This window comes from [Leptolyngbya] sp. PCC 7376 (genome assembly GCF_000316605.1).
Taxonomy (GTDB): Bacteria; Cyanobacteriota; Cyanobacteriia; order Cyanobacteriales; family MRBY01; genus MRBY01.
In genome coordinates this window covers 4,263,489-4,288,814 of the sequence record NC_019683.1, presented here as the reverse complement: position 1 = coordinate 4,288,814, position 25,326 = coordinate 4,263,489, and the positions used below count along the sequence as shown (strand labels likewise).

Annotated in this window: 21 protein-coding genes and 1 other RNA gene; 5 read left to right on the top strand and 17 right to left on the bottom strand. The window is 45.3% G+C overall.

Annotation, left to right across the window (positions count from 1 at the left end; all coding sequences use genetic code 11):
• Window positions 1-30: 30 nt before the first annotated feature.
• From ssrS to LEPTO7376_RS19210, 3 genes are all read left to right on the top strand, one after another.
• A non-coding RNA gene (gene ssrS, locus LEPTO7376_RS25190) (6S RNA) lies at window positions 31-217 on the top strand.
• A 152-nt stretch (window positions 218-369) separates the two neighbouring features.
• Window positions 370-1,695 (top strand): Mur ligase family protein, encoded by a 1,326-nt coding sequence (locus tag LEPTO7376_RS19215; protein WP_041764163.1) that lies wholly within the window; start codon window positions 370-372, stop codon window positions 1,693-1,695.
• Window positions 1,696-1,712: 17 nt separating this feature from the next.
• The gene (locus tag LEPTO7376_RS19210) at window positions 1,713-2,213 is read left to right on the top strand and encodes a hypothetical protein (protein WP_015135740.1); all 501 of its coding nucleotides are present in this window, start codon (window positions 1,713-1,715) and stop codon (window positions 2,211-2,213) included.
• A 36-nt stretch (window positions 2,214-2,249) separates the two neighbouring features.
• On the opposite strand, the gene LEPTO7376_RS19205 is transcribed toward LEPTO7376_RS19210, so the two are convergent.
• From LEPTO7376_RS19205 to LEPTO7376_RS19140, 14 genes are all read right to left on the bottom strand, one after another.
• Window positions 2,250-2,546: a DUF1971 domain-containing protein gene (locus LEPTO7376_RS19205; protein WP_015135739.1), complete on the bottom strand. Its 297-nt coding sequence runs from the start codon at window positions 2,544-2,546 to the stop codon at window positions 2,250-2,252.
• A 73-nt stretch (window positions 2,547-2,619) separates the two neighbouring features.
• Entirely contained in the window at window positions 2,620-4,119 is a 1,500-nt protein-coding gene (locus LEPTO7376_RS19200) for a family 10 glycosylhydrolase (RefSeq protein WP_015135738.1), read from the bottom strand.
• 191 nt (window positions 4,120-4,310) lie between these two features.
• Entirely contained in the window at window positions 4,311-5,129 is an 819-nt protein-coding gene (locus tag LEPTO7376_RS19195) for a hypothetical protein (RefSeq protein ID WP_015135737.1), read from the bottom strand.
• 44 nt (window positions 5,130-5,173) lie between these two features.
• Entirely contained in the window at window positions 5,174-7,597 is a 2,424-nt protein-coding gene (locus tag LEPTO7376_RS19190; RefSeq protein ID WP_041764162.1) for a hypothetical protein, read from the bottom strand.
• On the bottom strand, window positions 7,570-8,862 hold the full coding sequence (gene hisS / locus LEPTO7376_RS19185; protein WP_015135735.1) for a histidine--tRNA ligase: 1,293 nt from the start codon (window positions 8,860-8,862) through the stop codon (window positions 7,570-7,572). Before hisS ends, LEPTO7376_RS19190 begins: the two co-directional genes overlap by 28 nt.
• A 3-nt stretch (window positions 8,863-8,865) precedes the next feature.
• Window positions 8,866-9,510 (bottom strand): hypothetical protein, encoded by a 645-nt coding sequence (locus LEPTO7376_RS19180; RefSeq protein ID WP_015135734.1) that lies wholly within the window; start codon window positions 9,508-9,510, stop codon window positions 8,866-8,868.
• 157 nt (window positions 9,511-9,667) lie between these two features.
• A complete protein-coding gene (gene recF / locus LEPTO7376_RS19175) occupies window positions 9,668-10,891 on the bottom strand; it encodes a DNA replication/repair protein RecF (RefSeq protein WP_015135733.1) in 1,224 nt (407 codons plus the stop codon).
• Between the two features lie 91 nt (window positions 10,892-10,982).
• Window positions 10,983-11,537 (bottom strand): hypothetical protein, encoded by a 555-nt coding sequence (locus LEPTO7376_RS23950; protein ID WP_015135732.1) that lies wholly within the window; start codon window positions 11,535-11,537, stop codon window positions 10,983-10,985.
• Window positions 11,515-11,793 (bottom strand): BrnT family toxin, encoded by a 279-nt coding sequence (locus tag LEPTO7376_RS19165; RefSeq protein WP_015135731.1) that lies wholly within the window; start codon window positions 11,791-11,793, stop codon window positions 11,515-11,517. The genes LEPTO7376_RS23950 and LEPTO7376_RS19165 overlap by 23 nt, the downstream gene beginning before the upstream one ends.
• Window positions 11,794-11,829: 36 nt before the next feature.
• The gene (locus LEPTO7376_RS19160; RefSeq protein ID WP_015135730.1) at window positions 11,830-12,213 is read right to left on the bottom strand and encodes a tautomerase family protein; all 384 of its coding nucleotides are present in this window, start codon (window positions 12,211-12,213) and stop codon (window positions 11,830-11,832) included.
• A 66-nt stretch (window positions 12,214-12,279) separates the two neighbouring features.
• Window positions 12,280-13,302 (bottom strand): daunorubicin resistance protein DrrA family ABC transporter ATP-binding protein, encoded by a 1,023-nt coding sequence (locus LEPTO7376_RS19155; protein ID WP_015135729.1) that lies wholly within the window; start codon window positions 13,300-13,302, stop codon window positions 12,280-12,282.
• Between the two features lie 91 nt (window positions 13,303-13,393).
• On the bottom strand, window positions 13,394-15,133 hold the full coding sequence (locus LEPTO7376_RS19150) for a sensor histidine kinase (RefSeq protein ID WP_015135728.1): 1,740 nt from the start codon (window positions 15,131-15,133) through the stop codon (window positions 13,394-13,396).
• 57 nt (window positions 15,134-15,190) lie between these two features.
• Window positions 15,191-16,159: a phosphate/phosphite/phosphonate ABC transporter substrate-binding protein gene (locus tag LEPTO7376_RS19145; protein WP_015135727.1), complete on the bottom strand. Its 969-nt coding sequence runs from the start codon at window positions 16,157-16,159 to the stop codon at window positions 15,191-15,193.
• A 183-nt stretch (window positions 16,160-16,342) separates the two neighbouring features.
• Complete coding sequence (locus LEPTO7376_RS19140; RefSeq protein WP_015135726.1) at window positions 16,343-17,185, bottom strand: inositol monophosphatase family protein; 843 nt, start codon at window positions 17,183-17,185, stop codon at window positions 16,343-16,345.
• Between the two features lie 217 nt (window positions 17,186-17,402).
• Between LEPTO7376_RS19140 and LEPTO7376_RS19135 the strand changes: the two genes are divergently transcribed.
• A complete protein-coding gene (locus LEPTO7376_RS19135) occupies window positions 17,403-17,582 on the top strand; it encodes a hypothetical protein (protein WP_015135725.1) in 180 nt (59 codons plus the stop codon).
• A 288-nt stretch (window positions 17,583-17,870) separates the two neighbouring features.
• Here the strand turns inward: LEPTO7376_RS19135 and LEPTO7376_RS19130 are convergent, their stop codons facing one another.
• The 3 genes from LEPTO7376_RS19130 to LEPTO7376_RS19120 form a co-directional block, all read right to left on the bottom strand.
• Window positions 17,871-19,238: an MATE family efflux transporter gene (locus LEPTO7376_RS19130; RefSeq protein ID WP_015135724.1), complete on the bottom strand. Its 1,368-nt coding sequence runs from the start codon at window positions 19,236-19,238 to the stop codon at window positions 17,871-17,873.
• Between the two features lie 127 nt (window positions 19,239-19,365).
• Entirely contained in the window at window positions 19,366-20,790 is a 1,425-nt protein-coding gene (locus LEPTO7376_RS19125) for an ATP-binding protein (RefSeq protein WP_015135723.1), read from the bottom strand.
• A gap of 9 nt (window positions 20,791-20,799) precedes the next feature.
• Entirely contained in the window at window positions 20,800-22,470 is a 1,671-nt protein-coding gene (locus LEPTO7376_RS19120; protein ID WP_015135722.1) for an FAD-dependent oxidoreductase, read from the bottom strand.
• A gap of 248 nt (window positions 22,471-22,718) precedes the next feature.
• Here LEPTO7376_RS19120 and leuS point away from each other — a divergent pair, with 248 nt between their 5' ends.
• Entirely contained in the window at window positions 22,719-25,274 is a 2,556-nt protein-coding gene (leuS, locus tag LEPTO7376_RS19115; RefSeq protein ID WP_015135721.1) for a leucine--tRNA ligase, read from the top strand.
• The last annotated feature ends 52 nt before the right edge of the window (window positions 25,275-25,326 follow it).

Below are 25,326 nucleotides of genomic sequence, written 5' to 3'. Positions count from 1 at the left end.
AAAAAATCGATTAATATATTCCTAACAGGATTAAGCCTACTGTGTTGGTGACTGCCAATATTGTTTGTTGATCTATGCTTGAGCTAATTGGGAACGCCAGTCATACGCTCGCTGAAGTAGACCGAGCTTGTACTCGGAAATGGATGCAGTAGCGATGATGTTCCCCCCTGGATTTTCCAGGTCAGAAGCTGAGGTAAGACGGCACGGCGGGTGGTAATCCTGTATTTTTTTGTCTGAAATTTTTGCCACAACCTAGATTTCGGCGCTGATCATGTTTGAAAGCTTCTTTTCATAAGGAAATTAATAGGCATGGACAGCAAGTTCTGTTATCTTTAGGGACTTAGAAAGTCTGGGAGTATGCCGCACGGAATGTCTATGTTAAAAGCTCTAAGGTTGGCGATCGCCTGTAGTGTGGCGAAGTCAGTGACGGCAGTGGTGCGGGGTCTGAAGCTCAGTGCTGGTAGCGTGTTGGCCGGGGCGATCGCCAGAAAGATTTTTCCCAACGTTTTGCCAGAGCTATTCGAGCAAGCAAAAAAAGGCGTTATTTTAGTCGTTGGTACCAATGGCAAGACCACCACATCCTTGCTTATTAAAGCCATTTTGACGGCACAGGGTTACAAAATTGCCCATAATGCCACCGGCGCAAACCTCATTAATGGCCTAGCGACAGCCTTACTTGAAAGGGCAAATTTAGTCGGTAAGTTGGATATTGACTATGCCATCCTCGAAGTAGACGAAAATATTGTTCCTATTCTCCTAAAAACTTGCACACCGACCCACATGGTCACGCTCAATCTTTTTCGAGATCAGCTAGACCGCTACGGCGAAGTGGATACTATCAGTAAACGTTGGCAGGAGGCGATCGCCCCTCTCCCCACAGAAACAACCATTATCGTGAATGGCGATGACCCAACCCTCAACCATTTTGGACAACAGCTTTCCCAAACTGTTAAGTTCTTTGGTCTCAGCGAACCAGACCTTTATCTTGATGCCATTCCCCATGCCGTGGACTCGATCTATTGTCCCCAATGTGGCGCATCGTTAAATTACAAAGGCGTATATTTATCCCACCTCGGTGATTATCACTGTGATAGTTGTGGTTTCTCGAAAAATGTCCTCGATATCCATAGTCCAGATTGGGGACAAATTTTGATCGGTGTTTATAACAAATACAACACCCTTGCCGCGGGATTACTTGCAGAAGATTTAGGCATTCACCGTGATGTAATTGACGAAGAGATTCAAAATTTCAAAGCAGCCTTTGGTCGAGCAGAGGAATTAGAAGTTGATGGAAAAGCTGTCCGCATCCTTCTCTCGAAAAATCCAGTGGGAATGAATGAAACAATTCGTGCTGTCACCGATCTCCAAAAGCAAGGTAAAACGTCTACGGCTCTCGTAATCCTCAATGACCGTGCTCCTGATGGTACCGATGTGTCATGGATTTGGGATGTGGATATGGAAAAAATCACCCAGTTTCCCGGCAAAATTATTATTAGTGGCGATCGCACCCACGATATGGCGCTGCGACTCCATTATTGCCAAGGCAATGCACAATTGGCAGTGGAAACAAATCTCGAAAAATCGATTCAAATGGCATTAGACGCGACCCCAGCAGACCAAACATTGCATATTCTGCCGACCTATTCTGCAATGTTAGAAGTGCGCCAAATTCTTACTGGTCGCAAAATTTTATAAGATTTTTTTAGTTAAAGATGGATACAAGCACCACCATATTGTTTGAGCAAGGAAAAGACGCATTTTTACAGGGTGAATATCGTCTGAGCCGTGATTTTTTACTGGAGGCGATCGCCAATGTCCCCAAACTCTCCCGCGAAGGGGGTGAACTGCGATTGTGGCTATCAAATGCATACCAAGCGAATAACCAAATTGAAGATGCGATTGATCTTTGTCGCGAATTAGCAACCCATCCTTTTCCTCAAACTGCTGAACGAGCTCGCCGTCAACTCTATATCCTCGAAGCACCAAAACTAGAACGGCCCAAGGAATGGCTCACCCAGATACCGAGCATGGAAAACTTTGAATCCACCCAATCCCTTTATGTCGAAGGGAAACAACAACCGACTAAAAAAGAATTATCTATTGACGATTTTGAAGATCTCTCGCAAATTGAAACCGAAGACAATCAGTTTGTGTGGGTTGCTTTAGGATTAGGCGTGGTTGGAATGACAGTTTGGGCGATCGCCGGATTTTAGAGGATATTCAATTTTCCTGTGATAGTTGCCTATTCCTTAGCGATGAGGTAGAGGATCGCGGTAAAACTCAACATAGAAGCATACACCTCGATAGGGAACAACCTCATGATGAATTGTGGGCTCTACAATGCCAAATTGGGTAGGAGTCAACAAAATTTCTTCGATAGTTGGTTCCAAAATTCGGTAGGTTAGCTCGCCTGCCAAAACAACGATTTTCCCCCAAACCTCTGCTTTTGTACTGTGACTATGGAGCAAGCCTTGAGGGATGGAAGTCTTGGTGAATTCTGGGGTTCTTTTATAAGCAACAAGATTGTCAGGTAGCGCCTTGAGCAAAATATTCGCCCTCGTTCTTCGTGATCTGAGTTTCCCACGATGAAAGTGATGACGCTACCAAACTTAAGTAATCCTACACACGACAGAATTTACGCTCATTATCTGAAGTTGGTTCCTGCCATGAATAAGCAAAATGACTGACGCTGTCGATCCGAGGGAAATTTGCGCGGATGGCGGCCATTTGATCTTTTAAGGAAGGACGATTGCCAATGGCCCGATCCCAATCTCCGGCGAGTGCTGGAATGATTTCAGTGTCAGAGGACGCAAATCGTACAACTCGCGCAATCTCATTGACAATGCATTGGGGGCTACCGCAAACCGAATAAGCCATCGCGTGCCATTCAAGGGAGGAAGGAAACTTATCCCAAGGTTGTAGGCGCGAATCAAAGCCTCGCTGACCGACAATTTGATTGCCCCCAGGGAAAAATACAGCACCTGCAGGAACGCCTTGTCGTTGCGGGGCTTGGGCAATCAAATTCACAAAATCAACTACACCTTGGGCTGCATGACCTACCGTCAAATACCACAAATCATTTTGTAAGCGTTGGTGAAGCTGGGAGTCTGAGAGATTCTTTTCGGAAGCTTGAGCATTACGTCCCTGCCAACGCGGTGTATCTTCATTGGGGTGTTGGGCGCGAACAGCTGTAACGTCACCAACGGTGATCTTACGGTTGCGGAGATATTTTTCGATGAGGACTAATCCTTGTTTATTCTGGGCGCGGTTGTAGAGGGCTTGGATTGCTGCTGGGCTATAAATCCACAAATCATTGACTGACGCTGTTACGGATTGGGTGCCAGTTCCCCGAGGATAGCGAATGTAGTCAAATAACACGCCATCAGGTTTGCGCTTCAGAATTTCTTTGACGAGTTTATAGTAATCTTCTTGAGCCGTACGATTGTAGGGATCTGCAAAGGCTTGGGCGCCATCTTTCACAAAATCGAGACTGGTTTGACCGAAGCCATTCCGTGCCATTACTGTGCGGCGATCGCTCCGATTTGCATAGACATAACCAAAATTAAGGCCAAACATCCAAGCGTAGACTTTCAAGCCACGGGCATGGCCTTTCGCGATGATTTCTGCCATGAGATCTCGATCTTCGAGACCGTTTGTCTTTAAAACTGAAGGCCAAGCGGTTTTATTTTGGTTTTCTGGGAGGAGTGCCTGACTGTCATAAAACACCTCAAGATAGAGGTGGTCATAGCCTTTATTAACGATGTCATCAAGGACTTTATCGATCACGCCTGCTCTGGTATCACAGGGATAAACACGCAGCCAAATAGCTTGATCTTTCGGCCAATTTTTCTGACGACATTCATTGAGCTGTTTGCCGTGCTCGTCGAGTAATTTTGTATATTCTTGCTGGGCGGTTTGGTCACCGCTTAATGCCTTTTCTCGCAGCTGATCTTTGGCGGCGATCGCCTGAGCATCGAGACGACAATATTGGTTTGTTTTTGCCTGAACTGGCTGAGATAAGAGGGCCAGTGGACTGAGACTACCGATGCCGAGGGCAAGGGATAAAGCCATTAATCGCTGCTTGAACTGAGAGAAAGTTGAGAAACCGAAACCACCCATAAATTACTGCGCCACGTTGGACTGTCTGCAAATGATAGCAAATAAGTTTTCATGGCCCACACACCATTTTCCGGTGAAGATGACAAAAAATTTTGACTGAATTTCACCAAGCTCTAAGGATGATTGGTTACTGCTTTTGAAAACAGCCTGTAATAACGTAATGCAGAGGTATTTATACTGGTTCGTTCGGGTTAATTACTATTTTGGGGAAGTTTAATATCAGGTAGCTCAATATTTTCGGGAAGCTCGACCCCTTCAGGTAGTTCAATATCTGAGAGGTCAATTTCAGCGGGAAGTGCTTCGGATAGTTCCTCTATGGATGTGGGTAAAATTTGCTGAAAGAATAAGGCTTGTAATTCCTGCATTGCAGGTTGACCGAGAGCAATCAACAATTTCTCGCTAATGTTTTCATCAGTCACATCGGTGATGGTTGTCGCTGGAATCGTGATGTTATGTTGCAATCGTTCTGTTTGCCAAGGGACTTCGAGATCAAGGTTTACGGCGATCGCCCCAATTTCTAGTTGTTCGATACTAAAATCAGTGGCTGATTGGGTCGTGTTATTCGACGTGGAGAGTTGATCTGCTAACTCGTCTAGAGCAACTTCGGAGTGCCCCGGCTGGCCACCATAGGCGAAGAAAGCGGATTGGAGCTTACTTGTATCTCCGTCAATATTGATTGTGATGCCTTCCACCTTTGCTTTGTCAACACTGACCGCATTATCTTTTAGGTTGGGCTTATCGAGGGTGAGTTGTTGAATGCTAAGGAGTTTTTCGGTCGCGATCCCCTCAATGCCATCAACTTGAATATCTTTGAGCGCTATCCTTTGGCGAAGCAATTGGACATCAACACTACCTACCTCAGACATACCGCCTGTCGCTTCGAGTAATTGTGCTTCAACTTCAGTTTCAGCTTTGTTATCCAGCCAAGAGTCCGCCAGTGCATAGCCACCGACACCCAGTACCGCAACTCCAGCGATCGCCACGCCAACAATGGTGAGTGTTTTATTCATGGATTTTGCCTAAATTTAGAAATAGGAATTTGCAGGATTACGTTCTAAACTTCAAGGTCATCCCAATTCATTTCTGAAAAATTCTGAGGAATTACCCGACGATCAATGCCCACTTTACGACTTTCCTGTTGCAGCCTCGGATTAATGGCGATCGCCTCGAAGCGAATTTCGATAGCTCCCTGGGGAATTAAAACTTGCGTCAAAGTCTCCGATTCACCATTGTCATTAGGCGTAAAATCCGTCAGTTGATAAGGGCCTGCCAACAAAGTTCGACTTTGTCGATCCTGTAGCCAAAGTTTGACGTAAAGGCGATCAGGATGGGGCGGTAAGGTGACTTGTACAACGGCCATATCTTCAGGTCGATATTCAGTTTTCGTCAAACTTAAAACCGGTTCCGGCGTTGGTTGAGACGCTTGAATGGCATTATCGGGAATATCCGAATCTTGCAAAAACTCTGGTGGGTGAGGCAATCCGGAGGCATCATAACTAGGTTCGATGGTTGCTTGAGGCTCTGCGGTTGCTTCAGCTTCTTCCCATAGACTATCTACCACGATTTCCATCGTATTTGGTAGACTTTCACCCTCTTCAGGATCTGGCGTTAAAGGCTGCATTGCCATTACATCCTTTTGGAAAATGACCACTGAATCTTCCGCTTCGGATTTGTTTTGTGCCGTATCCTCTAGCCATGCTGAGCCAGAAGTATCCGTTGCCATGACGTTAAGGCGTTGGAAGAAACGGGAATTCCAGTCGAGATCTGGTACGCCAGTAGAAGCATCTTCTTCTGTTTCTACCTCTGTTACAGTTGGTATTTCTTCATCAGTATTATCTTGGATTTCCCCATTCTCTTGAGTCTCCTCAGGCGTCAAAACAAATGGGTAGGGAATATCATCTTCTGCTTCTGATGTTGGGGTTTCTGAATCTTCCGTTGTTGGCGATCGCTCTCCCATCACAACTGGTTCATCGCCACCAGGTAGTGCTTTGGTCTCTGGTTCTGATGCTGAATCTGAATCTGAATCGGTGGGTATTTCAGTGATTTCTGCTTCTTCGAGGACAGCTTCACCAATCGGGGAATGATCTGCATTGGCAGATGTTTTCATAAATGTTGGCAATTCGGGAGCTGCCGCGGTGGTACGCCCTTGAGTGCTAAGTTTGGGCGGCAAAATCGTCGTATTAGGATTCGAGTCAGGGACTGTTTCTGCAACAACAAAAGACTCGGGTTCGGGCAAGTCAATATCACCATCGTTTAGTAGCGCTTCATCCTCAGGAGGCACTTCTGGAAGGTGAATATTTGCGGCGATCGCCTGATAATCAGCAATGAGATTTAAACCTTGAGTCGCTAAGATCTGTGGAGGCTGTTCATTCGTTTCTACGGTAATATCGCCCACAATTGTGAGGGTTTGCCAGTTTGGATCGATGGCAATCACTTGTCGGAAGTTGTGGGGAAATTCAGGGTTATTGAGTTGCTGCTCGACGGCAACTTGCTGCTGGGAATTTTGAGGGTTAACTAGCTGAAAACGGATTTTTATTTGTCTGAGGGCTGGCTGGTATTGTTCGGGAATATCTTTTGTCGCGCGTAATGTTCCTGCGATAGTGACCGGGCGATCGCCTTGCCATGTTAAAACCGGCTGCTCCAGAGTGACCGCGAGGAAATCAGGTTGCGATAACTCCTGTGCTGATTGAGCAGCTTGTTTTTGAGCCGTGCGATCCATTTCTTGCCAAATGGGCTCTAGCTCAGCCTTGAGGAGCTCATCTAACTCCTGCAATGAACCTTGTAAAAGACCAGCTGCCGTTTCGGTATCACTCCAATCTTCTAGCTCAGTTTCTGTGGGTGTTGCTTCCTGAACCTCAAGATCTTTGAGGGTATCGCTCACTGTTTCTTTTAGACTTTCGGCAGCAGTGGCATCCTCATTTTTCGTTGCCATCAATTTCGCGAGGGAACGATCTAAAACCGTTTCTTCGGTATCAACTGACTCAACAACTTGGGGTTCTGTTTGTTCTGGTTCGGTGGTGCCGAGAGAGCCATCAAAGGAAAAAAGGTTGGGGTTGGGAGGGAGCGGGAGCGGTTTGAATGTTTTTGGTTTGGCGATCGCCCCTTTGACCTGGATATTGAGGACTTTCTCCCAAGGATTATTTTGGTCAAGACTCTGACAGCTAATGGTCCATTGACCAGCTTTAAATTCGGTAAAGGGCACAATTGCCAACAATCCCTTCGCATTAGTACGTTTTGCTCGGGTTTGGGTTTTGGGAGCCTCTCCTTCCGATGCCGTTTCACTGGCAAACTCAACGGTGACTGCCACATCAACACTGGGATCTCCCTTCGCTGCAATGCGATAGCTCCCTGCCTTGAGTTTCAGATCGGATTTATGGGCAGTACCCCATTGTTTATCGCCTGTTTTTTGTAAGAGAAAGTCCCAGTTACCCATCGTAAAAATCCTTGGTTTTATGCCTGTTGCTTGGGTGTGTTCCATAAAATTTGTGTTTTCCAGAAACCGCTCTTATCGAGCAGCTCAGATTGTGCAAGGGTTAGCTGCTCCTTTGTTTGGAGCCACTTTAGTTGCACTTGGTCGTTTGCCGCTTCGTCATCGCCGAGCACCAGACAGGCGATCGCCCCGCTCCGGTCTGCCCGCTTAAACTGTTTCCCAAAGGCACTGCCACTAAGATCCAGCTCGACGGAAAAGCCTGCTAATCGTAATTTGTGCGCCAAAACTCCAGAAGAAGCCTCCGCTGCATCCCCTCGGGACACCACATAAAAATCAAGGCTTTGGGTCGGCGTTTCAGCCAACTGCTGCAATAGAATGACGAGTCGCTCTAAACCAATTGCCCAGCCCACTGCCGCTGTTTCAGGGCCACCCAGTTCTGAGACCAAACCATCATAGCGGCCGCCACCACAAACTGTTGCCTGTGCTCCCAAATCATTCGACTGAATTTCAAAGGCGGTGTGGGTGTAATAATCCAAACCCCTGACTAAACAAGGGTTGAGCTGATAATCGATACCCAAATTGGCGAGGGAGGCTTGCACCTTATCGAAGTGAGCTTTTGAGCTCTCACTGAGATAATCCAAAATGCTTGGGGCATCTTTGGCGATCACCTGAGTTTTCTTATCCTTGCTATCGAGAATGCGGAGAGGGTTACGGTCTAGTCGATCCTGAGAATCTTTATCGAGGTCTGCTTTAAAGGGTGTTAGATATTCCACCAAAGCATCTCGATATCGTTGGCGATCTTCTTTATTGCCAACAGAATTGAGCTGAAGACTTAAATTTTTAAGACCTAACGTGCCTAAAATTTGGGTAGCGATCGCAATTACTTCCACATCAGCGCGGGCATCATTAGTACCGAGTACCTCAACACCAACTTGATGAAATTGCCGTTGCCGACCAGCTTGGGGACGTTCATAACGAAACATTGGCCCCGTATACCAAAGCCGTTGCACACCACCCTGGGCAAATAATTTACGCTCGATGTAAGCACGTACCGCACCAGCTGTTCCTTCTGGTCTGAGGGTAAGGGAGCGATCGCCACGATCTGTAAACGAGTACATCTCTTTGCTGACGACATCGGTGGCTTCACCAATACCCCGCTGAAATAAATCCGTTTGTTCAAAAATAGGCGTCCGAATTTCTTGGTAGGTTGCCCGCCCTAAACAATCACGCACCACCGCTTCCACCATCTGCCAATAAGCGATTTCTGGTGCATAGATATCTTTTGTCCCTCTAAGTGCCTGAATATTTGCCATGAATTACTGAGATGGAGTGTTGTTATTGTTTAGCAGAGGTAAAACTACCATGTATCCAGCGCCAAACGCCGTCAGGATAATGGCGATCGCCGCGAGGACAATTACCCAACCATTAATCCCACCCTCAACATCTTCAGAGCTTTTGAGCTTAGGCTGAGCAACAGTTGTCACTTGCTTAGGAGCATTTGTTGCAGGGGTCATTGTGGGAGAGGCCTGGTATTGAGCCGTGCCATTTTGAGAAGGCGGTGCAGCGACAGGTTGAGGCGCTTGGAATTGTTGTGCTGAGGGATATTGTGCTGGAGGAGCTGCCGCAGGTAATTGGGGCTGAGGCGTGGGCGGCATCATTTGTTGAGGCGGTTGCGGAACGCTTTGTGCCTGAACTTGATAGGTTTCTGCCCCAAAGTCATAGCGATTCACCATCTGTTTGAGGTGTTCTGCTGCCTGAATAACCTGGTGAACCTGGTTTTGTAATTTCTGATTATTAGAGCGTAGTTGCTGATTTTCTGATTTCAGCGCCACCACTTCTGTTTTCACCACATTCAACTCTCCGGCAAGCTGTTTATAAACAGAAATTGGGACGGACGGGCTACTGTAATTTGCCGGGTTGGGAGTTTTAATTCGTTTTGGTTGGGGCAGCTCAGCGGGCATGGGGACTCAATAATTAGAGAAAGATTATGTTCTACATTATTATGATTTTTCAAATCTTGTCATCCCTCTTACGATCTCTTTAGGCTTAGGGCATTCGGGATCGATACACCCGGCGATCGCCCCACGAATAGGACAATTCAAATAATCAAGTTATATTTCAATCAGAGTGCTTGGTGACACTTTCCGAGTTTTTCGTCGCTTTCTCAGGCTGAAGATCTGTTGAAAGTTGTGGTTGCGGCTGAGTCTCAAATTCTTGAAGATGACCTTGTTCTACCGTCAGAATTTGCGCATGCTTAAGCCAATTTGCATCAAAAGAATTTAAATGAGTTGTCGTAATAATCGTTTGAAAACGAGACTGAATTGTATCGAGCAACTGATTTTGTCGTGACGGGTCCAACTCCGCTAAAACATCATCCAATAACAGCAAAGGGGGTTCTCCGACGACCTCTTCAATCAGCTGTAACTCTGCCAATTTCAGTGCCAAAACTAACGTTCTTTGTTGTCCCTGCGAACCATAGAAACGGGCTGGAGTGCCATTGATTTCAAACTCAATCTCATCGCGATGTGTTCCGACCATACTGCTACCTTGATGCTTTTCTGCCGTGCGTCGTTGCTCAATTTTTTCGAGGAAAGCTTGTTGTACCGATTCCGGCTCATCTTCCGTCCACACAACATTTGGTGAATAGGTAATTACTAAATTTTCGGTATGGCTACTAATTTCTCGATGCCACTTCTGCGCTAAAGGTATTAACCGAGCTAAACTCCGCGATCGCCGCCTTGTAACGCGAGATCCTGCTGCTGCCAATTGCAGATCCCAAAGTTGGAGTTCTTGCAACGCATCAGAAGACAGTGAAACCCCTTCCTGAGTGAGTTTACGAATTCTTTTCAGGAGTGCATTACGCTGCCGAAGCACCTGCTGATACTGCTGAGAAATATGAGCATATAGAGGCTCAAGCTGCACCAAAAGCCCATCAATCCAGTTGCGCCGATAATCAGGGCCACCTCTCACCAAATCCAAATCGAGACAAGAAAACTGCACCGAATTTAAAATACCAAGCGCATCCATTTGACGGCGGACAGTCTCCCCATTGAGTACAAGAGTGCGTCGACCCTTCGTTCGCAAAACTGCATTTAGTTCAGAATCTCCATATTCCCGACTAATAACCGCTTGTAATGAACCACTAGACTCTGGCTGTAGGACAAGATCAGCATCACGGCTAGTGCGATGGGTTTTTAATGTGGAGAGTAACTCCACCGCTTCTAAAAGATTAGATTTTCCTTGGGCATTATTGCCAATCAAAATTGTTTTCTGGGCAGTGAAGTCAATGTATTGCTCACGATAATTCCTGAAATTACGCAGGTGGAGACTTTTCAGATACATAGCTGACCAGAGCCGAAACAGAATTCTGATCCTACCTCAAGTTGCTTACTCTCTGTTGGAAAAGATACAGCTGCGATAAGCCATAACATTTCTAGAGAGAAGGGTTTTCTTTTAGATCAAAAGTATCTTTTTCTAAATCAAATAATAATTCTTCAAGAATGCCGAGTACTTGGGTCATCCGACCGATGGAATTGCCACTTGTCATTTTCTCTGCGAGTTGATTCAAACGCTTGACGTAGAGTATGTCTTGATTTTGAAAAAAGATCTCAACCAAGTTATTTACTGTTGTCAGCCAAGCCATAGATTGATAGTAATAATCTCTCTTACTATCTTCGTATTTATCGATATCATATTCTCGCAGCTTAATAAGATGATTTTGTCCTTTCTCAATCAAATTTTGTAATCGGTAAACAAAGGCTCCCAGATGTCTAACTTGTATTTTTTCTTGGGGATAAAAAAAGCCATCGAGGGATTCTTCTAAAATTTTGTTGATAATAAATTGATATCCTTCTTCAGATAAATCTCCTTGTTCTTGTAGCGTTCGGAGGATTGCATTATCTAGATAGAAAGAGACTTTTGTTTTGTTCGCTGGTTGCTGGACAATTGCGCCTTGGCGCGCCTCACTAAAATCGTATTCTGGTTTCATACATATATTTCTCTGAAGGTGTAGCCAGTCGCGCTGACATTATTTTAATGTGACTATCATGGAAATCATAGGCAATCACAGAGGTACGAAAAAGTTGATCGATACCGATTGCGATATATTTTCTGCCGCCTTCTATGAGTGTTTCACCGAGTTCGAGGGTATTGCTGTCATAGAAAATTGCGACGACATCAGAAAAGTGAAGGCCATAGGTCTGAAAATTGATGGCTGCAGTTTTTTTATCCCAAGTAATTTTCATCTATAAGTTGGAAGTTTGTCTCTTAAATTTCTTGGTTTAAACATTGACTTTATAGTTGAGCTTCGCTTCATCACCAGTCATCCCTCGAAATCCCCAATTACTGGCAGGAGATTCGATAATAGTAATTTCTACATCTACTGGCGAAATATCAAGCACCGATTCAATCTTTTCAAATAATAAGTGGATGAGTTTTTTCTTAGTCTCAACAGTCCGGCCAGCTATCATCGTAATTTCAATTACGGTGTAGGCTTCGGAACGGTCAGTTGGATAATAAAAGTCTTCTGAGGCAAGCGGTATAAATCGATGCGATCGCTTACTATCGGGAAATTTTAGTGTTTCCACCATGCAGTGATGAACCACATCCGAAAGTTTGGCTTTGATCGGATTTAGCTGTTCACGGATGCCATAGATACGAATCATTGTTTATCTCTGATAGTGATGATGTTGGGAAAGGATTAAAGGCGATCGCCCTTAGATTTTCAGAACTTAGGCTTTCATTTGTTGCTTTTTCTCTTTTTTGAGATCCCGCTTCGCTGCGGCGGCAAGATCTGCATCCATAAGAGTTTGACCGGTTGCTGCGAGATAAACATCATCCAAACTTGGGCGGGATTGACTCAAGCTAAAAATCGGTAAATTTGCAGATTGAATCGTCTGTTCAATAGCGCTGAGATGATTGCCTTGACGACTGACGACTAAATTTAAAGAGTTACCTTGAGCTCCATTTATAATAACTGTTTCGACAAAATCTAGCTTCTCAATAACCTCTGTGGCTTTTTGTGCCTCTTCATCAGATGTAAACTCTTGAATTCTGAGGGTAACGCGATCGCCACCAACTTTATCTTTCAGTTCGTTAGGAGTTCCTGCTGCAATCACCTTACCTTTGTCAATAATGGCGAGATTATCCGCAAGGGCATCAATTTCTTCGAGATAGTGGCTCGTAATAATCACTGTTGTCCCGGCCGCTCGTAAGTGCTGCAGGAAATCCCAAACGACCACCCGACTCTCGATATCGAGACCAACCGTCGGCTCATCTAAAACCAAAACGTCTGGCTGATGGAGTAGACCTGCGGCCAAATCAAGACGTTTACGCAGACCCCCCGAATAAGTCCCCGTTTTCTGGTCACCATATTCTGCTAAACCCAAAGCCCCAAGAAGTTGCTCTACTCGCTGGGGAATAAATTTTTTCGGGAGATGATAGAGCGCCGCTTGCAAATTGAGGAGTTCGCGTCCGGTCAAAATTTTGTCGATCGCTACCTCTTGCGCCACATATCCCAAGCGTTGTCGCACTGCTTTGGGTTTGGCTAAAGCTGAAATACCGCAGACATCAATGTTTCCTGCATCCGGTCGTGCCAAAGTACAGAGACACCGAATCGTGGTGGTTTTCCCTGCGCCATTTGGCCCCAATAATCCAAAAATTGTGCCACGCTCCACCTCGAAAGACACATCCTTTACTGCAGGATTTGTGCCGTAGCTTTTCTGAAGATTATGAATGGCAACTGCAACGGTCATGACTATCCTACGTCCCTTTTCAAATGCTCAATATATGCGCCCAAGTATTTTATCGAATTCCTTACAACTCGTATTTTTTCCCGCAATATCTTTAAAGGGAAGTGGAACTAACGGTTTCTGATGTCTGTTGTACGCCATGTTTGGAGAGCTGTGGAATCATCACTACAAATTCTGTGCCCTCACCAATTATCGAGTTGCAGGAAATATGGCCAAAATGTTTTTCAGTAATGATTTTATAACTAATGGACAGTCCCAGGCCTGTGCCCTTACCTAAAGGCTTAGTGGTGAAAAATGGGTCAAATAACTTTGCCTGAACTTCTGGTGGAATGCCACCAGCATTGTCGCGGATACAAACCCTAAGCCAGTTATCTTCGATTAGAGAGGTTGTAATCGCAATATGTGGATCTAGGGCTTCAATTTCTTCGTAAGTTTTGTCTTCTCCTTTACTCTCTAGGGCATCGATGGCATTGACAATCAGATTCATAAAGACCTGGTTGAGTTGACCCGGAAAACATTCAATATTTGGGAGCTGACCATAATTTTTTCTGATTTCGATTCTTGGGAAACTACCACTGGATTTGAGACGATTTTCGAGAATCATTAAGGTACTATCAATACCCTCATGAAGATCGACTGCTTTAAACTCTGCTTCGTCTAGTCGCGAAAAGTTACGCAGAGATTTAACGATTTCTTGGATACGTTCTGTGCCTGTCCACATGGATTGCAGCATCTTTGGCAGGTCTTCTTTGAGAAAATCCAGTTCAATTTCTTCTGTGAGATCCGCAATATCATCGGGAGGCTCTGGATTGTGGTCTTGATAGACATCTAGCAGTTCTAATAAATCATTTGTGTAATCGATCGTGTGCCTAATGTTGCCGTGGATAAAGTTAATGGGATTATTGATTTCATGGGCGACTCCTGCGACGAGTTGACCGAGGCTAACCATTTTTTCGCTCTGCATCAGCTGGGTCTGAGTCGTTGTCAGCTCTTCCATTGCAATTTGGAGCTTGAGGGCTTTTTCTGAGGCGATCGCCTCACTTGTTTTTAGTGCTTCAGCCTGTTCCTGTAACTCCTGAACTAAAGTGCGAACATTGCTGGACATCAGGTTAAAACTATTGGCAAGGTCAGCCAGCTCTTGTTCACCTGCCACTGTGATTTTTTGGTCGAGATTCCCTTCCGCCAAATCTTTGGTGGCGGCAGTGAGTTCCCGCAGAGATTCTGTAATAGAACGACTTAATATCCTTGCCAGGATTATGCCAATAACAACCGCAAAAATCGCTAAGACAAAACCTTGATTTCTCACGGCTGTAACTTTTGCTTTGAGAGCATCTGTAGACAGACCAATGGCGATCGCCCCCCACACATCACCGCCAATAGAGACAGCCCGACCCACAATCAGCTGATTGTCTTCCCAAAGGTAAACAATATTTTCGGAGGCGATGAGCTGTTGTCCGAACGGCTCCGCCTCTAGGGAATAAATTTCAATATCAGCTTGGTATGCGTCTGATACAACGCGTCCATCTGATTGGTAAACGCGTCCGAAGCTAAATAAATCATCTTCTAGGGTTGACCCCAGATTATCCATAAACCGCTCAAGATCATCGAAATCTCGCTGATAAAAAGCATCACTGGTCATGGCCACTACAGTGTTGAGCATCACTTCGGCTTGCTGCTCTAACTCTGAGCGGAAAGTGTTACGTTCTCTCGCAATCGTCAAACCACTCACCCCCGCAACGATACTGACAACAAGTGCTGTCATTGCGAGGGTATATTTCGCCGCAAGGGAGTTCGCTCGCAGACGAAACTTAAAGTGTTTTTTTAGGTGCTTCACGCTTGTTTTGTGTGGCGATCGCCCGCCATGAGAGAAAGAAATGAGCCGATTTGGAAATCAGTTTTGGGATTGTACTAAATCATAGAAAACATCCATTTTCTCAAGGGAACTTTCATCAGGCAGCTCATCAAATTGAGCTGTTTTTTCAAACAACTGGAGCACATCTTGACCTTCTGGTGTTTCATCCATATTAATCAACACCTCTTTAATCTTGGTTGTTAGTGCCTCATCTAAATCTGGAGCCACCATTGTTAAATTACGCGGCACAACTTCTGTTTCCGCAATAATCAACATTGCATCTCGTACAGATTGGTCAAGTTGATCAAAAGTTCTATTGTCAACAGCTCCCGCTTCAATCTCTTTACTAATGACCCATTCCACCGTATTTTCATCGTCACCACTAAAAATATAGCCAACAGTATCTTCGGTAGGTTGAGCGTTGAGAGAGGCTTTCTCTTCAACTTTAAATTCTGATTCGAGTAGAAAACCAATCGGCAACATAAAGCCCGTTGTTGACTCAGGTTCATCGATGGCAAGTAATTTTCCTTTTAGATCTTCGAGGCTTGTAATGCCACTTTCTTTTAGAACAAAGAATACTGTGTGATACTCAGCCTGTCCCTTTTTCCGTCGCCGTAGTAGTGGTTTTGCTTGGGCATTTTTTTGCATCAACATTGCCGGAAATGGACTGTCAAAATAGAGATCAACTTCGCCACTTTTCAACCAAGCGATCATCGTATCGATGTCCGGTGCAACTTTGACTTTTCCTTTGGTAATGCCTTCTGCTTCTAGTTGTGCTGCGAGGTAATCAGCTAAGGGCTGGAAACGCTCAATTTTTCGGGTAGGGTTTTCTGAAACATCTCCTAAAACAATCATTGACTCTGGATTTACAGCTTCTTTATCCGTTGAGCTGGAATTTTCTTGAGGTATTGTAGTTGTTGGGGATTGGACTTCTGGAGAAGTCGCACAACCTGAAAAAAAACTAACTAATGCGAAAGGTAAGAGCAAACGAAATATTGTTTGTCGCATGGCTTAGAGAAGAATTATTTTCTACCCATAAGGTGATCAAGATTCTTCTTTTTCTATTTTTGAAGGTGAGAAATAGAAGGTCTTATCTCCCAATTCTAAGCAACTCATCTAAGTCTAAATAAGTATTTTTCATGATGATTTAGTTGATTCAATTAATGCTAAGTAAAGATTGAATTAAAGTCTTTATAATTCATATTTTTCACATACGCGATCGCCAATAAATTGAACCAACGGTTTAAATATATCTACTAAATCTTCGCGACTTGCTGTGACACAAGGGAAAGGTCTACTGCCATAATCTTTGCCAATTTCTAACGGAAAAATCGCATTGGGTTCGAGGGTGGCGATCGCCCCACCAGCCGCTTGCACAATGGCCCAAACTGCGGCAATATCCCAAATTTTAGGTGTGGCTTCTACGCCACCGAGGGCAGCTCCTGTCGCCACAATGAGCACGTTATAACTCGCCACACCCATTAACCTAATTTTGCAAGGAAAAGATTTTCCTGCTGCCACATCGGTACTTCTGGCACAGAGATTAAAAATATGGTTGAGACTGGGTTCGTCGGGACTCGTATGAATCGGTTCGCCGTTACAGTAGGCACCTGTTGGCCCGGTCAAACCAGAATCCCCATACCAATAGCCATGAAAAGATTGGCGAATCACTGGGAAATGTACATATCCGAAAACTGGTGTGCCTTTATAGAGAAGACCGATAGAGATGCCCCAGATAGGAATGCCCCGTGTAAAATTTGTGGTGCCATCAATAGGATCAATCACCCAACACCAATCATTCGCCGGAAAAATATGTTCTGTCTCTTCGCTTAAAACGCCATGCTCAGGAAAAGTTGTGGCGATCGCCTGCCGAATCTCTGCATCAGACCATTTATCCGCTTCAGTGACGAGACTGCCATCATCCTTGCGTACCGCTTGTAACTTCCCAAACTTTCCGATCAGCTCATCCCCGATTCGATGACTCGTTTGTGAAGCGAACGTAAGGATATCATCCCAAAACAAATTCTCAGTCATAAAATCTTTGCCAAAAAGCTTGTATTTTTAGGTGGTGGCGATCGCCCTTAGCCTAGCAGTAGAGTTGCCCAGAAACAAGCTATACGTACGTATAGCAAGGCTTTGCAGGTCGTTGGGATGGTTGGTCTCTCCCCCCGTTGCATATGGCGCATCAATGAGTATAATTACAAATACGAATATAAAGATTCAGTGAAGACTCCTCAAAAACGCATCTACCATGGCCGTCCCTTGTAATTCTAAGCTCGATAAAGCACCATTTCAAACTTACCGCGACCCTGAAACAGGTGAATGGCAAATTGAGAAAGGTCAAGTAGAATCTTCCCCTAACTACTGTAAGGTTTTGCCGTTTCGCCGCTCGACACAGGCGTTCGCAGAAGCAAAGAGAAAAGCTAAGTAGACTATTTCCCATTTAAAAAAACGATGATTTTCTGAATACTTTCAGAAAATTTTGTCATGTTTTAAGGCAGTCTGAAATTTTGAAGCCCAAAAGAAATTCAACCAGATTAATCGCGGATAAATATTTGGTTTTCTCGCTTTAGTCACTACAAATATTTGAAGACATTAGGCAAAATTCAAAAGCTTTTAAATAAGTGTAAAACAGGCATGAATTGTTTTGATCACTTCCTTCTTTGTTTTTATAGAGTGTGGCGATCGCCGTTGAAATTCTCCCATTGCCAGTTCATCATCAGTTGCATTCTGCGGTTTCAACCATATCCATGCAATTGATCAGTTTTTTCTGAGTGCGTCCACTCCACACAAAAGCAACAATACCGACTAAAGCATTAGAAACCGTTGCCGCGACGAACACACCTGCGACGCCAAAAATACGACTGCCCAGATACGCCAAAGGAATATAAAAAACGAACATCCTCAAGGCTGTCATCGTAATCGCGGGAATTGGTTTACCTAGAGCATTAAACGCTGAGCTTGCTACTTGGATAATGCCACTTGCGCCATAGGTTACCGGGACAAACAATAGATAAACTGCGGCAATTCTGACCACCTCGCCATTGTCATTAAATAACGTTGCCAACTGTGTCCCAAAAATAGCAAGGGCGATCGCCATCAAGAGACCCCAGCCTAGACAGAAAATATAGCTTTGCTTAAGCGCTTCGGCGACCCGTCCATACTCCTTTGCACCCCAGTTTTGCCCCACGAAAGGCCCAATGCTGGCAGACAGTGCCATCAAAGCAATCATTGCAAAAGATTCGATACGTGATGCAATTCCAAAACCGGCCACAGCCACAGAACCATAACTCGCGAGTAGACCTGTGATAATGCCAATAGAGATGGGCGTAATCATACTCGCCCCAGCCGCAGGTAAACCCACAGATAAAATATCTCGCCAACACCAGAGTGTCTCCTCTAAATCTGGGAAGTGTGAAGACAACATATCCTCTTTAAATTTCAAGACACACAGAGACGCGGTTAGGGTGATTGCCCGAGAAATCAAGGTTGCCCAAGCAGCCCCTGCCAAACCCAATTCTGGAAAACCAGCCACCCCAAAAATCAACAGTGGATCAAGCAATATGTTGATTCCTGCGGCAAAGATCATAATCAAACTCGGCGTCACCGTATCCCCCGCAGCCCGGATTGCACTATTGCCAATCATCGGGATGACGAGAAAAACAATGCCAAAATACCAAATTTCCATGTATTGCCGGACATAAGGCAGCACTGCTTCATTTGCCCCTAGAGCCGTAAATAATGGCCCAATGGTCAAAAGACCAATCGAGGCGAGTAAGGCCACTGCCACCACACCGAGGGTCAAACTATTTGTCGTAAAACGTTGTACCCGACTGCGATCGCCCACACCGATAGCTCGCGCAATAATCGACGAGGCACCAATCCCCAAACCCATCGCTAAACTGCCTAAGGTCATAACCACTGGGAAGGTAAAACTCATCGCTGCGAGTTCATTTGTGCCGAGTTGACCGACATAGTAGGTATCAGCAAGATTGAACGCAACAATGGCGAGAATGCCCCAAACCATTGGCAAAGTGAGCTTCACTAGTCGTTGACCAATAGCACCTTCGGTAAGCGATTGTTTCATGGGAAATCTATTGTTGTAGGAGCCTTACTAGTGTGCAGGAAAACGTCCCCAGAATTCTGATTAATTAGGGAAGCGTACCGCTCTATTTTGCGTAAGAGAATTTTAGAAAACCTCTATCTAAACATCTCTAACTTTCTTCTGGAATATCGCAAGCTGGCATCTCGGTGATGGGCAAACAGACCGTAAAACAAGTTTGTCCTGGTTGAGATGTGACTGTCACAATTCCTTCATGGCGATTACGAATAATTCGACTCACTGCATCTAGTCCTAAACCAGAGCCTTGCCCCATCTGCTTTGTCGTGAAAAATGGCTCAAAAATTCTGGTCTGAATCTCTGGGTCAATACCAGCACCTGAATCAATGATTTCGACGCGCACATAATCGCCATCCCGACAGGTAATAATTTTCAAAGTGTCTTTTTCGTCCATCGCGGCGATCGCATTATCGATTAGATTCGTCCAGACCTGATTAAGTTCACTACCATAGGCGCAAATTTTGGGGAGGGAGCAATCATACTGCCGTTCGACTTTGATGCCATGCTTGAGCTTGAACGAAAAAAGTTTGAGCGTATCCTCCAAGCCACTATGCACATCCACAAACTGCTGTGCCCCGCGATCCATATGGGAATAGGATTTCATCGAAGTCACTAACTCAGAAATTCGCTCTGCCCCCCGCAAACCATTTTTGATCATCGACATCACATCAAAAGATACCGCTAGCCAGCGCACTCCCTGATCTCGCAATTCATCGGGGCGATCGCGCCACCGTTCAGTTAAACGCTCTAACGTTGCCGCTTCAATGCCTGCCGAAGCAAGGGGTTCTGTCAATTTCCACGCATCTTCTACACCATAATCTTCAAGCCAATCTAAAAGTTCGTCCTCGCGATCACTTAAAGTCATCGCATCCATGGTTTGATGCAAAATCACCTCGTAGCCCTGATCACGGGTATCCTGCCAATCTTGAGTATGTTCAGGATCTGGATTTTGTTGGCCATAAACCAAACTCATCCATTCCAATTCACGGATATTAGGCAATACATCTTTTAGAGCTCGGACTAACGCAGCGGCTGGATTATTCAGTTCATGGGCTAATCCTGCTGAAAGAGTCCCCAAAGCGGCCATTTTTTCTCGGCTACGAAGGAAGGATTCTAACCCTCTTGTGCGAGCTTGCATGGTGCGAAAAATACTCCGCTCAAAGCCTCGGCATTCATGGAGTAATGTCAAAAAATCACAGCAATTCAGTTGGTACAAATCGCATTCACTTAGGGCTCGCATTGACACAGCATGGGGATTTTCGGTCAGTACGGCAATTTCCCCGAAGAAGGCTGGTGCTTCCTGCTGTCCAATGGGCATTTCCACACCTTCACTTAAGCGGCTAATACTAATTTTGCCTTGCACCAAAATAAAAAAGCCATTGGGCGCTTCTCCTTCTTGCATGAGAAAGTCACCAGTTTTCAGCTTGACTTCTTTTGCTCGCTCACAAGTCCATTCCAGCTTGTCTTGAGGTAATTCTTGGAAAGCGTCGATCGCCAATAAATTTTCGATGCAAAGCATAGTGCTCTCCTATAGATTGCTGAGATAACGATGCACAAATTGCACGCAAATACTACCTTCCCCAACGCCAGAAGCTACACGCTTAACGGAACCATGGCGCACATCTCCAACGGCAAAAACACCCGGGACATTGGTTTCGAGGAGGAATGGGGCGCGCTCCTGCAACCAACGATATTGCCGGGGAATGCCTAGGCGATCGCCATGTAAATCTGGCCCTGTGAGAATGAACCCCCGCTCATCGCGACTGATGAACTCATCAAGCCATTCGGTTCTTGGGACTGCACCGATAAAGATAAAGAGAGATTTGGCGGGTTCGGTGGTGATGGTTTCTGTCGCAGAGTTTTGGATAACGAGAGATTCTAAGCGAGTCTCACCCTGAGCTTCCATGATGCTGGAATGGGTACGAACCTCGATATTTTCGGTCTCACCAATTTGATCGATGAGATATTGAGACATACTTTTTGTAAGGGATTCGCCCCGCACCAACATGATGACTTTCCGCGCAAATCTCGAAAAATACATGGCCGCTTGTCCCGCAGAATTTGCGCCACCCACCACATAAACATCTTCTCCTTTGCAAGCGATCGCCTCAGTTTGAGCAGCACCATAGTAAACTCCAGCGCCCGTAAATTTCTCGATTCCCGGCATGGATAACCGTCGCCAAGAAACCCCCATCGCCAAAATTACGGCGTGGCTCGTCAACTCTGCACCACTTTTTAGGGTGACAATCCGATAGTCATTTTCAATGCGAATGTTGGTGACCTCTTGGGGAGTCAGGATTTCTACGCCGAAGCGTTTCGCTTGGGTTACTGCTCGCCGCGCTAAATCTCCGCCGCTGAGACCGACTGGAAAGCCTAAATAATTTTCAATGCGAGAACTTGTTCCTGCCTGACCACCGGGAGCCTCCTTTTCGAGCATCACAGTGCGCAATCCTTCAGAAGCGCCATAGACGGCGGCAGCCAATCCGCCGGGGCCACCACCCACAATAATCAGATCATAAAAAGGTTTTTCTGCTTCGGTCTGTAAGCCAATCTTCTCGGCGATCGCCAAATTACTGGGTTTCTTTTGGGAGTCACCATCGGGAAATAAAACCAATGGCAAACAAGGATCTTGCACCTTGGCATATTCGATTAACTCTTTGGCCTTAGCATCCCGCTCAATATCCAACCAACGGTAGGGGATTTGGTTTCGTGCCAAAAAATCTTTAATGCGGTGGGAATCTGCCGACCAGCGATCGCCAATCACCCGTATCCCTTGAAATTCTGGCTGGAAACTGGCGAACCAATCATCGACTAGATCATCCAAAACCGGATAAAGCTTTTCTTCTGGTGGATCCCACGGTTTGAGCAAATAATAATCAAGCCGCGCCACATTAATCGCCCGAATCGCTGCTTCCGTATCTGCATAGGCGGTTAGCAAAACTCTCTTGGCTTCCGGGAAAACAGGCGATGCTTGTTCTAAAAACTCCACCCCAGTCATTTGGGGCATCCGTTGATCAACTAGAAACAGAGCAACAGTGTCATTGCGGAGTTTGAGTTTTTGCACCACATCCAAGGCTGTTTGCCCTGAATCTGCCCGGATTATCCGAAAACGATCTGCATACTTTTTTCGCAAATCACGGGCGATCGCCTGCAATACTTCTGGATCATCATCAACCGTAAGAATTATGGGCTTATTCATAGAAAAAATGTGCTGTGTGATCCAAGCAAATCGATAGATCTTATGGCGTTACTGGCATCCTAGCCCAATCATTCTGTTACGAATATGAAATTTAGTGATGGAATCATAAAGGCGATCGCTTCCCCTAAAATTCAACATGTGAGATCGGTCAAAAGATTGTTTCAAAGCGCTTGGCGATCGCCGAATTATCAGACCACGCCGAACAGGGTTAGAATAGGCGACTGACCCCTACAACGGAGATACATTCAGTGGAAACGCGCTACAGTGCTGCCGATATCGAATCAAAATGGCAACAGCAATGGCTAGAACTCGGACTTGATCAAACCCCGGCAAAAAGTGACAAGCCTAAGTTTTATGCCCTGTCGATGTTTCCCTATCCCTCCGGTAAGCTCCACATGGGTCACGTCCGCAATTATGTGATTACTGATGTGATCGCCCGCTACAAACGTATGAAGGGTTTCCGGGTGCTCCATCCTATGGGTTGGGATGCTTTTGGTTTACCCGCCGAAAATGCGGCGATCGATCGCGGTATTCCACCTGCAAAGTGGACGTATCAAAATATTGAACAAATGCGTGACCAGCTCAAGCAATTGGGTTTGTCGATTGATTGGGATCGTGAAGTTGCCACCTGTTCCCCAGACTATTACAAATGGACGCAATGGCTCTTTTTACAGTTTTATAAATCCGGCCTCGCCTATCAAAAGGAAGCCGCTGTGAATTGGGATCCCATTGACCAAACAGTACTCGCTAATGAACAAGTAGATGCGGAAGGTAAGTCTTGGCGTTCTGGGGCGATCGTTGAAAAGAAGTTACTTCGTCAATGGTTCCTCAAGATCACGGATTACGCAGAAGAATTATTGCAAGATCTCGATCAACTTGGAGGTTGGCCCGATCGCGTCAAAACGATGCAGCAAAACTGGATCGGCAAATCGTCCGGTGCGCTTCTCGAATTTCTCATTGTTGGGAGTGATGAGAAAGTCGCTGTATTTACGACTCGTCCCGATACCGTTTATGGCGTAACTTACGTTGTCCTCGCGCCGGAACATCCCCTCGTTGCACAGGTCACAACTGCTGCACAAAAAGCAACTGTTGATGCCTTTATCGAGGAAGTCAGTAACGAAAGCGAGGAAGAGCGTACTGCCGATGACAAGCCGAAGAAAGGTGTGCCCACTGGCGGTAAAGTCGTTAATCCTTTCACTGGTGAAGAAGTCCCGATTCTTATCGCAAACTATGTGTTGTATGAATACGGCACTGGAGCGGTAATGGGTGTTCCAGCTCATGATACCCGCGACTTCAAATTTGCCAAGGAAAATAGTTTGCCCATCAAAACAGTGATCATCCCTGAAGGTGGCGACGCTTCGGCTGAACTAGAAGAGGCATATACCGAAGTCGGTGTGATGGTGAATAGTGGTGAATTTGATGGCACTGTTTCTACTGATGGGAAGCAAGCCATTATCAAATTCGCAGAAGAAAAAGGTTACGGAAAAGAGCGTATCCAATATCGTCTCCGGGATTGGTTAATTTCCCGCCAGCGGTATTGGGGTTGTCCTATTCCCATGATCTACTGTGATGATTGCGGTGTCGTGCCTGTTCCTGAAGCAGATTTACCTGTGGTTCTGCCTGAAGATGTAGAGTTTTCTTCCCGTGGTGGTTCACCTTTGGCACAGATGGAAGATTGGAAGTCTGTAGATTGTCCTTGCTGCGGAAAACCTGCTCGTCGTGAAACCGATACGATGGACACTTTTATCGATTCATCTTGGTACTTCCTTCGTTATACCGACGCAAAAAATGAAGAAAATCCTTTCAAGCTCGATCAGGTTAATGATTGGATGAGTGTTGATCAATATGTTGGTGGTATTGAGCACGCTATTTTGCACCTTTTGTATTCTCGCTTCTTCACTAAAGTTGTTCGAGACAACAAGTTGGTATCAGTGGATGAACCCTTTAAGCGGTTGTTGACGCAGGGAATGGTGCAAGCGCTGACCTACAAAAATACGAAAACCAATAAATATATTCCCGTTGATCAAATTGATCCCGAAGATCCTAAAGATCCAGAAACTGGTGATGTGCTCAAAGGCTTCTACGAAAAAATGTCGAAGTCAAAGTACAACGGTGTAGATCCTCAGGTTGTATTGAGCAAATATGGAGCAGATACTGCACGGATGTTTATCTTGTTCAAGGCTCCCCCAGAGAAGGATTTGGAGTGGGATGATGCCGATGTGGAAGGTCAATTCCGTTTTCTTAATCGTATTTGGGCATTAGTTTCTGGTGCTGATTTGTCGGCTACAAAAGAGGCTTCTGGGGATTATTCTAAGGAAGAAAAAGATCTCCGCCGCGCTATCCATACCGCAATCAAAGAGATTCAGGAAGACCTCGAAGGTGACTATCAATTTAATACGGCGATCGCCGAATTGATGAAACTCAGTAATGCCCTCAAAGATGCGAAATGTACTGATTCACCAGTGTATGCAGAAGGCATTAAAGCATTGCTCTTACTAGTTGCTCCCTTTGCCCCTCACCTTGCCGATGAACTTTGGCAAAATTTGGGTCATGCAGAATCTATTCACACAGTCGATTTCCCAACTCTTGATAAATCAGCCTTAACTGTTGATGAAATCACCCTAGTTATCCAAATTATGGGTAAAACTCGCGGCACAATTCAGGTTCCTGCAGGGGCTTCCAAAGCAGAACTTGAGCAATTTGCGAAAGATTCAGAAGCGGCCCAACGATATATTGAAGGCAAAGAAATTCGTAAAGTAATTGTTGTCCCCAATAAACTTGTGAACTTTGTAGTTGCAAAGTAAAACAGCTTAAATCAATTCAATATTGTGAGAAGGAATCATTGTTTTTTAGCAT